This window comes from Stenotrophomonas sp. STEN031 (assembly GCF_056759975.1).
On record NZ_JBRREA010000088.1, the window covers coordinates 1 to 12,860 of the forward strand.

Annotated in this window: 16 protein-coding genes; 11 read left to right on the forward strand and 5 right to left on the reverse strand. The window is 63.5% G+C overall.

All coding sequences use genetic code 11. The features are described 5' to 3' along the window. Nucleotides 1-209: 209 nt before the first annotated feature. From ACVOLQ_RS21370 to ACVOLQ_RS21385, 4 genes are all read left to right on the forward strand, one after another. The gene (locus ACVOLQ_RS21370; RefSeq protein WP_313174288.1) at nt 210-593 is read left to right on the forward strand and encodes a YbjQ family protein; all 384 of its coding nucleotides are present in this window, start codon (nt 210-212) and stop codon (nt 591-593) included. A 123-nt stretch (nt 594-716) separates the two neighbouring features. Beyond that, nucleotides 717-1,136, forward strand: a complete 420-nt coding sequence (locus ACVOLQ_RS21375; protein ID WP_481529238.1) for a hypothetical protein — start codon at nt 717-719, stop codon at nt 1,134-1,136. A gap of 28 nt (nt 1,137-1,164) precedes the next feature. Continuing rightward, entirely contained in the window at nt 1,165-1,497 is a 333-nt protein-coding gene (locus tag ACVOLQ_RS21380; protein WP_481529239.1) for a low molecular weight protein tyrosine phosphatase family protein, read from the forward strand. A gap of 216 nt (nt 1,498-1,713) precedes the next feature. Next, nucleotides 1,714-2,376: a Pr6Pr family membrane protein gene (locus tag ACVOLQ_RS21385; RefSeq protein ID WP_481529240.1), complete on the forward strand. Its 663-nt coding sequence runs from the start codon at nt 1,714-1,716 to the stop codon at nt 2,374-2,376. Between the two features lie 8 nt (nt 2,377-2,384). Here the strand turns inward: ACVOLQ_RS21385 and ACVOLQ_RS21390 are convergent, their stop codons facing one another. Further along, the gene (locus ACVOLQ_RS21390) at nt 2,385-3,059 is read right to left on the reverse strand and encodes a DUF2306 domain-containing protein (protein WP_481529241.1); all 675 of its coding nucleotides are present in this window, start codon (nt 3,057-3,059) and stop codon (nt 2,385-2,387) included. Nucleotides 3,060-3,341: 282 nt separating this feature from the next. On the opposite strand from ACVOLQ_RS21390, the gene ACVOLQ_RS21395 reads away from it, so the two are divergent. Next, nucleotides 3,342-5,534 carry a TonB-dependent siderophore receptor gene (locus ACVOLQ_RS21395; protein WP_481529242.1) on the forward strand — a complete coding sequence of 731 codons (2,193 nt, stop codon included), beginning with the start codon at nt 3,342-3,344 and terminating at the stop codon, nt 5,532-5,534. A 21-nt stretch (nt 5,535-5,555) separates the two neighbouring features. Here ACVOLQ_RS21395 and ACVOLQ_RS21400 read toward each other — a convergent pair whose 3' ends face one another. Beyond that, complete coding sequence (locus tag ACVOLQ_RS21400) at nt 5,556-5,678, reverse strand: hypothetical protein (RefSeq protein ID WP_481529243.1); 123 nt, start codon at nt 5,676-5,678, stop codon at nt 5,556-5,558. Between the two features lie 159 nt (nt 5,679-5,837). Here ACVOLQ_RS21400 and ACVOLQ_RS21405 point away from each other — a divergent pair, with 159 nt between their 5' ends. Genes ACVOLQ_RS21405 through ACVOLQ_RS21415 form a run of 3 tightly spaced genes read left to right on the forward strand, consistent with a single transcriptional unit; the run spans nt 5,838 to nt 8,142 of the window. Then, nucleotides 5,838-6,152, forward strand: a complete 315-nt coding sequence (locus ACVOLQ_RS21405; protein ID WP_481529244.1) for an iron uptake protein — start codon at nt 5,838-5,840, stop codon at nt 6,150-6,152. A 12-nt stretch (nt 6,153-6,164) separates the two neighbouring features. Then, on the forward strand, nt 6,165-7,826 hold the full coding sequence (locus tag ACVOLQ_RS21410; protein ID WP_481529245.1) for a PepSY-associated TM helix domain-containing protein: 1,662 nt from the start codon (nt 6,165-6,167) through the stop codon (nt 7,824-7,826). Then, nucleotides 7,819-8,142: a DUF3325 domain-containing protein gene (locus ACVOLQ_RS21415; protein ID WP_313174305.1), complete on the forward strand. Its 324-nt coding sequence runs from the start codon at nt 7,819-7,821 to the stop codon at nt 8,140-8,142. Before ACVOLQ_RS21410 ends, ACVOLQ_RS21415 begins: the two co-directional genes overlap by 8 nt. Nucleotides 8,143-8,180: 38 nt before the next feature. On the opposite strand, the gene ACVOLQ_RS21420 is transcribed toward ACVOLQ_RS21415, so the two are convergent. Next, nucleotides 8,181-9,077, reverse strand: a complete 897-nt coding sequence (locus ACVOLQ_RS21420; RefSeq protein ID WP_313494703.1) for a LysR substrate-binding domain-containing protein — start codon at nt 9,075-9,077, stop codon at nt 8,181-8,183. A gap of 99 nt (nt 9,078-9,176) precedes the next feature. Here ACVOLQ_RS21420 and ACVOLQ_RS21425 point away from each other — a divergent pair, with 99 nt between their 5' ends. Together ACVOLQ_RS21425 and ACVOLQ_RS21430 are read left to right on the forward strand one after the other, a co-directional pair. Continuing rightward, complete coding sequence (locus ACVOLQ_RS21425; RefSeq protein WP_481529246.1) at nt 9,177-9,386, forward strand: hypothetical protein; 210 nt, start codon at nt 9,177-9,179, stop codon at nt 9,384-9,386. A gap of 84 nt (nt 9,387-9,470) precedes the next feature. Then, a complete protein-coding gene (locus ACVOLQ_RS21430; RefSeq protein WP_481529247.1) occupies nt 9,471-9,794 on the forward strand; it encodes a hypothetical protein in 324 nt (107 codons plus the stop codon). Nucleotides 9,795-10,069: 275 nt separating this feature from the next. On the opposite strand, the gene ACVOLQ_RS21435 is transcribed toward ACVOLQ_RS21430, so the two are convergent. Together ACVOLQ_RS21435 and ACVOLQ_RS21440 are read right to left on the reverse strand one after the other, a co-directional pair. Further along, the gene (locus ACVOLQ_RS21435) at nt 10,070-10,780 is read right to left on the reverse strand and encodes a YceI family protein (protein ID WP_481529248.1); all 711 of its coding nucleotides are present in this window, start codon (nt 10,778-10,780) and stop codon (nt 10,070-10,072) included. 90 nt (nt 10,781-10,870) lie between these two features. Next, entirely contained in the window at nt 10,871-11,461 is a 591-nt protein-coding gene (locus ACVOLQ_RS21440) for a malonic semialdehyde reductase (RefSeq protein WP_282272292.1), read from the reverse strand. Nucleotides 11,462-11,592: 131 nt separating this feature from the next. Between ACVOLQ_RS21440 and ACVOLQ_RS21445 the strand changes: the two genes are divergently transcribed. Continuing rightward, the gene (locus tag ACVOLQ_RS21445; RefSeq protein ID WP_481529249.1) at nt 11,593-12,564 is read left to right on the forward strand and encodes a mitochondrial fission ELM1 family protein; all 972 of its coding nucleotides are present in this window, start codon (nt 11,593-11,595) and stop codon (nt 12,562-12,564) included. Nucleotides 12,565-12,860: the final 296 nt, after the last annotated feature.

The window sequence follows — 12,860 nt, forward strand, 5'->3', positions numbered from 1 at the left end:
TGTCGTGGGGGGTGGCCTCCCCCATCCTCGTGGGGCGTTGGCCCGGGGACCCCACGGCGTCGGCGGCATGGGGCGGGCGGGCCTCACACCCCATATGCCCGCGCCCCGCCCTGCGGGCCGGCTTCTACGTCGCTTGCGCGGAGGCCATGGTGCCGGGCATCGGAATGCACGCATACTCGAATCCCCGATGCGTCCCGCCAGCCCCGACCATGACCGACCCTTACAACACCTCGTCCAGCCGTACGCCTGCCGCCCTGCTCAACGACGCAATGATCACCACCGCACTGGAGCTGCCGGGTTACCGCGCCGTGCGCAATCTCGGTCTGGTGCGTGGCATCACCGTGCGCTCCCGCTCCATCGTCGGCAACTTCCTGGGTGGGCTGCAGACCCTGTTCGGCGGCAACATCACCATCTACACGGAACTGTGCGAACAAGCCCGCGATGAAACCTACCGCGACATGGTTGCCCACGCCCGCCAGTTGGGTGCCAATGCCATCATTGGCGTGCGCTATGACGCCACCGAGCTGATGACCGGGCTCACCGAAGTGCTCTGCTACGGGACTGCGGTGGTAGTTGAAACGGATAGCCGCTGACCGCTGACCCAAGGACGCCGAACGGGTCTGCGGCAAGCCTGCAGCGGCCGAGCCGACCACACGCTGCCAATCTCGCCTTGAAACTGCCTGCGGCGTAATCCGCACTCCATCGTGAAGGATCACATGCGAACGAAACTGCTGGCCCACCTGATCGGCTTCATCGTGCTCGTGCCGAGTACGTTGGTGGCGTTGTTCTACAGCGCGCTGGGCCTGATCTTCGCGCTGGACTCGATCCAACGCCAGGAACATCAGGGCAATGCCGTGCTGGTACTGAGCTGTCTGGTCGGCGGCTGGCTCGGCATCGTCGCATTGTGGCGCGCCTATTTTGTACTTGCTACTGACCAGCGCAACTTCAGCACGACACGCATCTGGATCGGTTTCGGCTGTGGCAGCCTGGTTTCATTGGTGCTGATCGGGATGGTGAACGGTTCACTGCTTTTCCGGGGACTGTTCTTCGGTTGGCCGCTGCTTGCTGTTGCTGCGTTCACCGCGATGTTGCTGCGCCACGACACCCATGCCGCAGCACCTACACTTTCCGCCTGATCAGGCGCTGGACCTTGATAGAGCCGCCATGCCACGCAACGTCCTTTTCATCTGCACCCAGAACCGCTTGCGCAGTCCCACCGGAGAACAGGTCTTCGCCGACTGGCCGGATATTGAAACGCAGTCGGCCGGGCTTGGAAACGATGCCAATACGCCGGTGTCGCCAGAGCTGCTGGCTTGGGCGGACCTGATCTTCGTGATGGAGAAAGCCCATCGCAACAAGCTGTCGAAGAAGTTCCGCGCACATCTGGATGGCAAGCGTGTCATCTGCCTGGATATCCCGGACGACTACGACTACATGGACCCGATACTGGTGCAGCTGCTCAAGCAAAAGGTGACGCGGTTCCTGCCTGTGGGATGAGTGGCACTACGGCCTGGCCTAGAAGGAGCATCAGCTTCGGAGCTTTCCTCACCCCCGGTGCCAGTGGTGCTTGCGTCGCCCTCTCCCCAACCCCTCTCCCGTGCAGGGAGAGGGGCTTTCAGTAGCTGCAGACTGCCGAACCAGCTTGCTTGCGGGCTGAATGCACGTACTGCGCTACTCTGCCTACCTTGGCAGTTGAACTCCTTCGGAGAGCAGATGCAGACCACGCCTCACCCGCTCCACAGGAAGATGCTGGCAACACTGGCAGTCGTCGCATGGTCAGCGCTGCTGCTGCAGCTCTACCTGTCCATCGAATTGGCGTTTTCCAATGGCCGTGGCGTCCTCCATGGAACGCTTGCCTTCCTCGCCTACTTCACGGTGCTTACCAATCTGTTCGTCGCGCTTTCAGCCACCTTGCCGCTGGTTGCCGGAGCCACACCTCCTGGCCGGTTCTTCGCCAAGCCCGAGGTGCTGGGTTGTGCGATCACCTCGATTGTCATGGTGGGTGCGGGCTACCACGTGCTGCTGCGCAATGCCTGGAGTCCGCAGGGTTTGCAGCTGCTTGCCGACTACCTGTTGCATTACGTTGTGCCGCTCGGTGCGCTTGCTTATTGGCTGGTGTTTGCGCCCCGCGCCCGACTTGGTGTGCTCGCGCCGCTGGCATGGTGCATCTATCCGATCGGCTATTTCATCTACGCGCTGATTCGTGGCGGACTGACTGGCATGTATCCGTACTACTTCATCGAGGTCACCAGGATTGGCTTTGCCAAGGTAATGGTGAACGCGGTTGCGATGCTGGTGGCCTTCCTGCTGGTTGGCATGGCAGTACGCCTCATTCCGGTACTACGTGGCGCTTCCTTGTCGACCGCTAAGCGTTGAATCACCCATCAGCCCGCGGGGGCTGCCACCGACGGCACTCTTTCCCGCCACCTCATCCACACACCCGACAGTACGCCATGCAGCAACAACGGCACCACCCAGCTGCTCCACAACAGCAGTGCGATGGCATCCGGGCTCGGCGCACGTCCGCTCGCTATCCAGGCCGGCAACAACAGCCGGAACACCACCGGCGCCAACGTGACCAGATAGGCCCGTGTCATCCAGCGTCGGTGCCTTGCGATGTTGCCGCGGCGGATGCTGCTCATCGCCACCAGGGCGGTCAGCAACCAGGCCAATGCGGTGCCGGCAAACGCCGTGGTGATCGCCGCAGGTGCCGGTGACGTCGCGATCAGGCCGACCGCCGCCACACAGGCGAGCAACATGCCGCCGATATAGCTGCGTCCCAGCCAACGGTGCAGACGAGGCCAGGCACGCGGCCAACGCGTCAGGAACTGCAGCGGGCCGAGCACGATGCCCAGCACACCACCCACGATATGCAGCCACAGCCAGCCACGGCGCGACCAGTACATGGTGTAGTGCGCCGGATCCAGATGCCGGTACTGACCGTATACGGCCAGCAGGAAGTGCAGGCTGAGCGCCGCCAATGCCAGCCACAACAGTGCCCAGGCAAAGCGCTGCAGGGAACCACGGCGTCCAGAGACAGCTTGCGACGGGTCGGACATGCTCACCTCGGCGAGGGCGTCGGCCTGAGCATACAAGCCCCGGCCGGTGCGCTGTAGACCACGTTCAAGCATGCCGCAGGCAACGACGTGTGCATCAACGGAAGTGGGGAGACTGCGGTTCCCTTCTTGCTGACTGGGCCAGTTGTTGCAAAATGCAAATCATTCGCATTTAATTTCCCACTTGCATCGCCGCCCGCCAGAGCGCCGTTTCGCCCCGCATCGGAAGCGGGCATCGCCCCCGCCCGTGGCCAATCCGCTGCTTTCCCCCGTTCAGGCCCGCCCATGCACCCCAATCGCCCCACCCGCCGCCCGGCTCACGCCGCCGCTTCATCGTTCCCGTTCACTATTGCCAGCGCACCACTGAAGGCTGCCATCTGCCTTGCCTTGGCAGCCACCAGCAGTGGCGCCCTGGCGGCACCACAGGCCGCCACAGGCGGCGCTCCCAGCACGGGAGATGACAGCGCCACCCAGCTGGATACGGTGCGCGTGGTCTCCCAGCGCGCCAACCGGGTCAGCAACGGTGCCACCAACCTTGATCTGGATATCAAGGAAACCCCGCAGTCGATCAGCCTGGTCAGCGGCGAGCAGATGCAGCAGTTCGGCATCGACAACATCAACGATGCGCTGCGCCTGGCCACCGGCATCCAGGTGGAGGAATGGGAAACCAACCGCACCAACTACGTGGCGCGCGGCTTCGACATCAAGAACACCCAGATCGACGGCGTCGGCCTGCCCAATGACTGGGGCATTGTCACCGGTGCGATGGATGCCTTCGGCTACGAGAAGCTCGAGGTCATCCGCGGCGCCAATGGCCTGCTCACCGGCGTGGGCAATGCCTCCGGCACCATCAACTACGTGCGCAAGCGCCCCACCAACGAGGCCAAGGGCCAACTGGGCGTCAGCGTCGGCTCCTGGGGCAAGCGCCGCGTCGAGATCGACTATTCCACGCCCTTCACCGAGGATGGCCGTTGGGCCGGTCGGGTAGCGGCTGCGCATGAAGACGCCGACTCCTACCTGCGCGGCTTCAATACCGACCGCAATTTCTTCTACGGCGTGGTCGATGGCCAGATTGGCGACAACGGCACGCTGACCGTGGGCTATTCCTGGCAGAAGGCCAACAGCGACCAGAACATGTGGGGTGCGCTGACCTTCGTCAACGCCGATGGCACGCAGGCGTCATGGCGCCGCAGCGCCTCCACCACCCAGGATTGGACCTACTGGGATACCAAGACCGAAACCGCCTTCGCCGAATACACCCACCAGCTGGGTGCGGACTGGCAGGTGAAGGCCTCGTACAACTACCGCAAGAGTGGCAGCGATGACCAGCTGTTCTTCGCCTACACCACCACCGGCCTGGATCCGCTCACCGCCGAAGGCCTGGTTGGCTGGTCGTACAAGGGCATCGACCAGGGCAGCTCGCACCTGGGCGATATCACCTTGAATGGTCGTTTCCAGTTGTTCGGCCGCGAGCAGGAAGCCGTGTTCGGCTTCAGCATCGCCAAGAGCGAAGAGACCACCTGGGACCACCCGGTGGATAGCAGCGATCCTTCGTTTGGCGCATTGCCTGCCTTCCCCTACGCAGGCAACGCCATTGTCGAGCCGCAATGGGGTCCGCGTACCAGATCCAACTGGACCAACCAGCGCCTGAAGCGCGGCTATGGTGCGACCCGGCTGAGCTTCACCGATCGCCTGAAGTCGGTGATCGGCTTCAACTGGGCCGAGTACCACCGCGACGGCAACAACGGCGTTGCCTTCAACCAGACCGAAGACCATATCAGTCCCTATGCCGGCCTGACCTGGGACTTCAATGACAGCGTGCTTGGCTATGTCAGCTACTCCGACATCTACCAGCCGCAGGACCAGTACGACATCAAGCATGTCTACCTGGACCCCACCAAGGGCGTGAACTACGAAGTCGGCATCAAGGCCGAATGGCTGGACCGCCGCCTGCTGACCACGCTGGCGCTGTTCAAGGCCAAGCAGGAAAACCTGTCCACCTATGGCGGCTATGACTTCGCCACCGCCAACTACTGGTATTACGGCGTGGACGTGGAATCCAAGGGCGTGGAGTTCGAAGCCACCGGCAAGCTCAGCGACAACACCAACCTGGTATTCGGCTACACCCAGCTGAAGATGAGCAACCAGGACGGTGGCAGCACCTATACCTGGGTGCCGCGCCGCACCGCCAACCTGATGTTGACCTCGCGCCTGCCGAACCATGAAGCACTGTCGTTCGGCCTGGGTGGCCGCTGGCAGAGCGATACCTCCACCAAGGAAAGCTATACCAACATGGTGGTGCGCCAGGGTAGCTATGCCGTGCTCAACGCCTTCGTCGCCTGGGACGTGCTGCCCAACGCAACGGTACGCGCCAACATCAACAACCTCACCGACCAGAAGTACATCAACAGCCTGTACCAGATTGGTTACTACGGTGCCCCGAGCAATTACCAGTTGAGCTTTGACTGGCGGTTCTGAGGACGGCGTATAGCGAAGCAGTCATGGCTTTTGGCTTTTGGCTTTTGGCTTTTGGCTTTTGGCTTTTGGCTTTTGGCTTTTGGCTTTTGGCTTTTGGCTTTTGGATTTTGGATTTTGGCTTTTGGCTTTTGGCTTTTGCTTCATCCCCTCTCCCCTTGCGGGAGAGGGTGCCCCGAAGGGGCGGGAGAGGGGTAGCACTTCACTGCCAACCTTACCCCCTCCCTGACCCTCGCCCTCTCCCCAACCCCTCTCCCGCAGGGGGAGGGGCTTCAAGCAACGCTTCACCCGAACCGACACGACACCATGTCCCAATCAACCACCATCGCCACGCCCTCCCGCTCACGACGCCAGATCGTGCTGCGCGTGCTGGCCTCAATATTCGGCGGCTACGTCTTTGCCTGGGGCACGGTGGCGTTGGCGACCTGCCTGTTGTTCGCGGCCAAGCTCGACTTCCACGATGCAGAGTTCCTCGGTGCCTTCATCGGCCTGCTCGCCTACGTGACGGTGTTCCTGTGGAGCATCGCGACCCAGCGCCTGCTGCGCGTCTGGATCGTCCTGTTCGGCGGCGGACTGTTGATGGCGGGCGCTGCATCGCTGGTCCAATCCCTGTTCGCATGACCGGAGAAGTCCATGTTCAATAGTTTCCGGCAAGCAATGGCGTGGCTGCATACCTGGTTCGGCCTGGTGCTGGGCTTCGTGCTGATGGCGGCGTTCTTCTTTGGCGCGCTGTCCGTCTTCGACCGCGAAATCGATCGTTGGGCGATTCCCGCCACCCGCATCGAAGCGCAACCGATGCCGTCCTTCGAGAAGATCCTGCGGCCTGCCTTCGAGCGCATGCAGCCGACCAAGGAGGCCATCGATGCGATGCGCCCACGTGTCAACGGGCCGATTCCCACGCACTTCGACAAGGTCGCCAGCTGGAGTGCCTACACCACCCACCGCGACCCGGTGCTGGCCCTGTATGCGGGCTACCAGGTGCCCAATGCAAAGGACCCGGAAGAACTGATCTGGGCCTATACCACCATCGATCCGCGCGATGGCAGCGTGCTTCCCGACGACCATTTGAAGATCGGCAGCGGCTTCTTCTTTCCGCTGCACTACGGCCTGACCCTGGACTGGAAAAACCTGGGCATCTGGATCGTTGGCTTCTCCGCCCTGGTGATGCTGACCGCGTTGATCAGTGGCGTGGTGATGCATCGGAAAATCTTCCGCGAATTTTTCACGTTCCGCCCGGGCAAGGCCAGGCTGCGCAGCGTGCTGGACCTGCACAACCTCACCGGCGTGGTGGCGCTGCCGTTCCACTTCTTCTTCGCGCTGACCGGCCTGCTGATCTTTGCCGGCACCTATTATTTTCCGGTCGGGCACACCCAGCTGCATGATCTGCATGACCTGCACGAACGGATGGAAGCGCAGGAAACCGGACTGCCGCATCAGCGCGCAGGCGTTGCCGCTGGGCTGGCTTCGGTGGATGCGATGGTCGCGCAGGCGCAGCGGCGCTGGGAGGCCAATGACAAGGCTGGCGATGTCGGTTTCCTGGTGCTGCAGCATGTTGGCGATGCCAACGGCTACGTCAGCGTCTACCGCGCCGGCACCGACCGCATCGCATTGGTCGGCGATGGCATCCACTTCAAATCCTCTGACGGCAAGCTGATCCGCGAGGACCCAGTCGCCACGCCGGTGGCACGCATGGCCGAGTTCCTCACCGGCCTGCATCTGCAACACTTCCGCCATTGGCTGCTGCGTTGGCTGTACGTGTTCGGCGGCCTTGCCGGTGCCGTGTGCATCGCCACCGGCTTCATCTTCTTCGTCGAGAAACGCAAGCGCCAGCACGCCCAACAAGGCAGCCAAGGCGCACGCATCGTGGATGCGCTGGCCGTGACCACGGTGACCGGCATGGTTCTGGCCACGCTGGGCATCCTGATTGCCAACCGCCTGCTGCCCGAGGCCCTGCCCGGCCGTGGCGACTGGGAGCGCTATGCGTTCTGGGCGGTGTGGGCGTTGGCGCTCGTGCATGCGGGTGTGCGCGGTGCACCGGTGGCACGCGGCCTGGCCAACCCGGCGTGGCGCGAACAGACCTGGGCCATCGCGGTGATGGCAGTCGCAGCCGTGGCCTTGAACTGGATCACCACCGGCGACCATCTGCTGCGCACACTGGCGCGCGGCTATTGGCCGGTGGCGGGTATCGATCTGTTCCTGCTCGGCAGTGCGTGCGTGGCCATGATCGCTGCCCGCAAGCTCCGCCAGCACGCGCATGCCAAACAGGCCGCGCAGCGGGAGAACGCCCATGCATGAGTCGCTGTCTGCCAACCTGATGCTGGCCGCCGCACTGCTGAGCAGCCTTGCCGGCATGGCATGGCTGGCATTGTCGATGCAGGTACATGCGCTGCAGGTGTGGCCACGCCAGCCATCGCCGACCACCCTGCGCTTGCTGCGCATCCTCGGCAGCTTCAGCGTCTGCGTTGCATTGGTGCTGTGCCTGGCGGTGGATCACGCCACGATGGCGGTGCTGGTCTGGGTAATGGCCTTGAGCGCTGCAGCAATGTTGGTGGCGTTTATGCTGTCTTCGCAGCCGCAGCGTTTGCGCGTGTTTGCGCCTTGGATCAGGTAACAACGCAGTCGGCAGGCAATGCATGCTGACTGCCAAGCTCAGCGCTGTTCGCCCATGTGTTCACGATACGCGGCAGCTTCCGCGTGCAACCATTCGCGGAATGCCAGGAAGCCGCGATGACTGGTCGAACGCTCTGGGTAGACCAACCAATGCGACCATGCTGTCTTTAGCCGTTGATCGGACAGCAACTGCAACTGGCCTGACTGCAGCAACAACTGCGCGCGCGTCACCCGCCCGAGCGCCACGCCCACGCCTTCCAATGCCGCACGGTGGTGCGATTCGGAGTCATCGAAGATGGCAACGTAGCGCTTGGGGGCTTCTGCGTCGGTCAAGGCGAACCAGCGATCCCATTCTCCATCCGGGTCACCCAATAGCGGCCACTCCGACAATGGTTTCGCACCGATGCCGCCCATGCGTTCAACCAACGCGGGGCTGGCCATCGGCACCAGCCATTCATCGATCAGGGGCTCGGCGATCACGCCCGGCCAGCGGCCATCACCGATGCGCATCGCGCCATCGAACTGCAGCTGCCGTTCGAAATCGATCAGCAATTGATTGGACTGCAGGTTGATCTCGATCTGCGGATGCGCCGCCACGAAACGACCCAAACGTGGCACCAACCATGCCGACGCCATCGTCGGCACCGCGCTGATCGACAACACACAATCGCGCCGCGCCTGGAACGGGCGGAACACCTCGTTGATCGCATCCAGGTGCGGGCCAATCTGGTCGAGCAGGCGTCGCCCTTCCTGCGTCGGCGCGACGCCACGTGCCTGCCGCAGCAGCAACGGATAGCCCAGCCGCTGCTCCAATTGGCGCATCTGGTGGCTCAAGGCACTGACGGTGACGTTCATCGCCTCGGCAGCACGCGACATGTTGCCCATGCGTGCAGCAAGCACGAAACCCTGTAGGAACTGGAGTGGCGGCCTGGACATAAGACTTGAATTTTACTCAATACTTTATTGAATGATGCTCGCTTTTCCGGACTATAGCCTGGAACTAACCTCAACCTACTCTCAACACGGAGCAGGGAAATGAGTGTTTATACCGATCTGCTGTTCATGCAAGGACATATCGTCAATGTCGAGCTGGCGAGGCAGTTGGCGGGCGAAGACGGCACAGGCGCCGCAGCCGAGGGCGCAAGCGACGTCGGCAGGACGCGCAGGGATGAGCGCAGTCATGAACCCGTAGACGCCCCGGCGCGCGCGATGTTCCTGCCAACGGGCGCCTGCTCGAATCGTTGAAGCCTGCCCGTTCCGATCCGTGTGCAGCAGCGCAGGCCCGCCTCTCCGTCATCAACCCCGCCGCTACTTGGTATGGTTCGACAGATGAAAACCCACCACTGGCGCGGCCGAGCGGCCGCCTTGCTCACCACCGTCGTGATCCTGTGCATCATCTCCAACCCGGAACTGGCTACGTTGGTGCCTGTGCTGGATGCATTGGGGCTGGACGTGCTGCTCGCGCTTTTCTCCGCACAGCTGATGGTGATCTTTTCGGATGTGCTGTTGCCGCATGCGCGGCATTTCCATCAGCGCTGGGGTAGGCGCGCATTGAAGCCGGTTGGTGATGCGCTGCTGTGTGCAGCAGGCGGCTATCTGCGGCAGTTGGCCGGGCATGCGCGGCTTGCAGGGATGCCAGCGCGCGTTGCTTGACCCCTGGTTTATAGGAGCGGCGTAAGCCGCGAAGCTGACGGTATTGAAGCCATCCGCATTTTTGCCAACTGATGATGTATCGGCTTCGCGGCTTACGCCGCTCCTACAAAGGCAAGGAAGCCATGTTGCTGCTTGTGGCTTGCTTGACGCGCTTTCGCCTACCCTCACCCCAACCCCTCTCCCTGAGGGAGAGGGGCTTCAGGGCTTAACGACAAAGGCCCGCCAATGGCGGGCCTTTGCGTTTGCTGCGAACTGCGAAGAAACCGCTGGCGCGATTACTTGGCGGCAGCTTCCTCTGCCTTCGGGATCGAGGCTTCGGTGGTGATGCGGACCTTGACGTCATCGCTGACGGCCGGGGCGTAGGCGCCCACGCCGAAATCGCTGCGCTTGATGGTGGTGGTGGCATCGAAGCCGACCGACGGCACCTTGGCCATCGGGTGCTCGCCGGCACCGTTGACGGTCACGTCCAGCACCACCGGCTTGGTGATGCCCTTGACAGTCAGGTCACCGGTCACGGTCAGCTTGTTGGTGCCGGCGGCTTCCACCTTGGTGCTCTTGAAGGTAGCGGTCGGGAACTTGGCGGCGTCGAAGAAATCGGCGCTGCGCAGGTGCTCGTCGAACTTGGCAGTGAAGCTGTTCAAGCCGGACAGCGGCAGGGTCACTTCCACGCTGGACTTGCCCACGTCAGCGGCGTCGTACACCAGGGTGCCGTCAGCGTTGCCGAAATGCGCGCTCGGGTTGGAGAAGCCCATGTGGCTCCACTGCACCAGCACGTCGGTGTGGGTCGGGTCGAGCTTGTAGGTGCCGGCGGCGATCTGGATCGCAGCAGCTTCCGGGGCAGCCGGGGCAGCAGCAGCGGCATCGGCCGGCGCAGCGGCGGTTTCGGCCGGGGCGGCAGCCGGGGCAGCGGTGTCAGCCGGCTTGGAGCAGGCGGTGATGGCGGCGGCCAGGGCCAGCGGGAGCAGCAACTTGGTCATAGCGGACATGGATCTCTCCTTGGAGGTGATAGACGGGATAATTCTGGACAAGCAAGGCGTCAGCCAACGTGACGGACGCCGCGTGGAACACTTCAACAATCAGGCAATACGCGCGGCTTCGTCGAACGAAAGCCGCGGCAGGCGCGGGAAGATGCCGGACGGGTCGCCATAGCCCAGATTGACGAGGAAATTGGACTTGATGGCGGTGCCGGCAAAAAACGCTTCATCCACCTTGGCCGGGTCGAAGCCCGACATCGGGCCTGCATCCAATCCCAGCGCGCGCGCGGCGAGGATCAGATAGGCACCCTGCAGGCTGCCGTTGCGGAACGCAGCCTCGTGGCGGCCTTCGCGCGGGCCATCAAACCAGGCCTTGGCGTCGGTGTGCGGGAACAGGTACGGCAGCTTCTCGTGGAAATCCAGGTCAAAACCAATGATCGCGGTGACCGGTGCAGCCAGGGTCTTGGCCAGGTTGCCCTCGGACAGGGCCGGGGCCAGCTTCTGCTTGGCTTCGGCCGATTTGACGAACACGAAGCGGGCTGGACTGGCGTTGGCGGAGGTGGGGGCCCACTTCAGCAGGTCATACAGGGCGCGCAGCTGGCTGTCCTCGACCGGACGGTCCTGGAACGTGTTCTGGGTGCGGGCGGTGCGGAACAGCTGGTCAAGCGCGGCATCGTTGAAGATGTCGGACATGGAAACTCCGTGATGAATTGGCTACGGTCGTGACATTGGACCGGTCAGGCCGGGACAATGGCACACCGATCAGAGGTCGCAGTGTAGAGCCCTCTGGCTGTTGCAACACCCAGCCTTATTGAAACGAATTAATGCCATACGCGAAACGATCGACGCTCCCCTGGACGATCACCGACGGCCGCGCAGGCAACGTGCGCCAGGCGGTGGCACTGGCGTCCGCGCTGGCGCTGGGCGGCCAGCAGCGTCTGCAGCTGCTGCCACGGGCGCCGTGGCGCTGGCTGTCGCCGCGGCTGCTGCCGGGTGCCGCACAGGGCTTTGGACCGCAGTTTGCGCAGCTGGCCGGCAACCCGCCAGCGCTGGCGATTGGCTGCGGCCGGCAGGCGGCGGGCGCATTGCGGGTACTCGGCCAACGCGGTAGCCGCACCGTACAGATCCTCGACCCACGTATTCCGCCGCGCCACTGGGACCTGCTGGTGGTGCCCGAGCACGACCGCCTGCGCGCGGGCAATGTGCTGACCCTGTTGGGCAGCCTCAACCCGGTCAGCGATGACTGGCTGGCCTGGGGCCGGGCCGCCTTCTCCAGCTTCGAGCAACTGCCGGGGCCACGCACCGCCTTGCTGGTGGGCGGCCCCACCGATCATGCACCGTGGCAGGACGACGACATCCAGCCGCTGTTCCAGCAACTGGCTGCCCGCATCCGCGCCGACGGCGGCAGCGTGCTGGCCACCACCTCGCGGCGCACCCCGCGGGCGGTGACGGCCGCCCTGCTGCGCGCCTTCGACGACGTGCCGGGGGTCATATGGGCCGACGGCGGTGATGGCTCCAATCCCTATGCCGGCCTGCTGGGCTGGGCCGACCGCATCGTCTGCACGCCGGACTCGGTCAACCTGCTGTCGGAAGCCTGCGCTACCCGCGTGCCGGTTGGCGTGCTGTTGGGTACGCGTGCGCAGGAGCGGATGGCGCGCTTCCAGCAGGCGTTGCGGGAGCGTGGGCGGTTGCTGGATGGGCTGGCCGCGTTTGATGTTGATTTGGGCATGGCGGTTGAACCCTTGCGCGAGACCACCCGCATTGCGGCTGAGGTGAGGTTGCGGTTGGGGTTGTGAGCGGCTCTGACTCTGCCTCTGACCTTCGCCCCTGGCTGGTCATTCCCGCGAAGGCGGGAATCGCTTTTGGCCCTGGCTCCTGGCTGTGGCGGCGGCCTTCGCCCCTGGCTCGTCATTCCCGCGAAGGCGGGAATCGCTCTTGGCTCTTGGCTCCTGGCTGTGGCGGTGGCCTTCGCCCCTGGCTCGTCATTCCCGCGAAGGCGGGAATCGCTTTTGGCTCTGGCTTCGATTCCTCCGTACGAAAGAGGAACCAAAGCACAGCAAATACAGGAGCAAGAGCAGGAGCGATCCCCGCC

What these genes read in the sequence shown, in the direction of transcription:
- ACVOLQ_RS21370 (WP_313174288.1), top strand. Translation starts at nt 210, where the DNA reads ATGACCGACCCTTACAACACCTCGTCCAGCCGTACGCCTGCCGCCCTG.
- ACVOLQ_RS21375 (WP_481529238.1), top strand. Translation starts at nt 717, where the DNA reads ATGCGAACGAAACTGCTGGCCCACCTGATCGGCTTCATCGTGCTCGTG.
- ACVOLQ_RS21380 (WP_481529239.1), top strand. Translation starts at nt 1,165, where the DNA reads ATGCCACGCAACGTCCTTTTCATCTGCACCCAGAACCGCTTGCGCAGT.
- ACVOLQ_RS21385 (WP_481529240.1), top strand. Translation starts at nt 1,714, where the DNA reads ATGCAGACCACGCCTCACCCGCTCCACAGGAAGATGCTGGCAACACTG.
- ACVOLQ_RS21390 (WP_481529241.1), bottom strand. Translation starts at nt 3,059, where the DNA reads ATGTCCGACCCGTCGCAAGCTGTCTCTGGACGCCGTGGTTCCCTGCAG.
- ACVOLQ_RS21395 (WP_481529242.1), top strand. Translation starts at nt 3,342, where the DNA reads ATGCACCCCAATCGCCCCACCCGCCGCCCGGCTCACGCCGCCGCTTCA.
- ACVOLQ_RS21400 (WP_481529243.1), bottom strand. Translation starts at nt 5,678, where the DNA reads ATGAAGCAAAAGCCAAAAGCCAAAAGCCAAAATCCAAAATCCAAAAGC.
- ACVOLQ_RS21405 (WP_481529244.1), top strand. Translation starts at nt 5,838, where the DNA reads ATGTCCCAATCAACCACCATCGCCACGCCCTCCCGCTCACGACGCCAG.
- ACVOLQ_RS21410 (WP_481529245.1), top strand. Translation starts at nt 6,165, where the DNA reads ATGTTCAATAGTTTCCGGCAAGCAATGGCGTGGCTGCATACCTGGTTC.
- ACVOLQ_RS21415 (WP_313174305.1), top strand. Translation starts at nt 7,819, where the DNA reads ATGCATGAGTCGCTGTCTGCCAACCTGATGCTGGCCGCCGCACTGCTG.
- ACVOLQ_RS21420 (WP_313494703.1), bottom strand. Translation starts at nt 9,077, where the DNA reads ATGTCCAGGCCGCCACTCCAGTTCCTACAGGGTTTCGTGCTTGCTGCA.
- ACVOLQ_RS21425 (WP_481529246.1), top strand. Translation starts at nt 9,177, where the DNA reads ATGAGTGTTTATACCGATCTGCTGTTCATGCAAGGACATATCGTCAAT.
- ACVOLQ_RS21430 (WP_481529247.1), top strand. Translation starts at nt 9,471, where the DNA reads ATGAAAACCCACCACTGGCGCGGCCGAGCGGCCGCCTTGCTCACCACC.
- ACVOLQ_RS21435 (WP_481529248.1), bottom strand. Translation starts at nt 10,780, where the DNA reads ATGTCCGCTATGACCAAGTTGCTGCTCCCGCTGGCCCTGGCCGCCGCC.
- ACVOLQ_RS21440 (WP_282272292.1), bottom strand. Translation starts at nt 11,461, where the DNA reads ATGTCCGACATCTTCAACGATGCCGCGCTTGACCAGCTGTTCCGCACC.
- ACVOLQ_RS21445 (WP_481529249.1), top strand. Translation starts at nt 11,593, where the DNA reads ATGCCATACGCGAAACGATCGACGCTCCCCTGGACGATCACCGACGGC.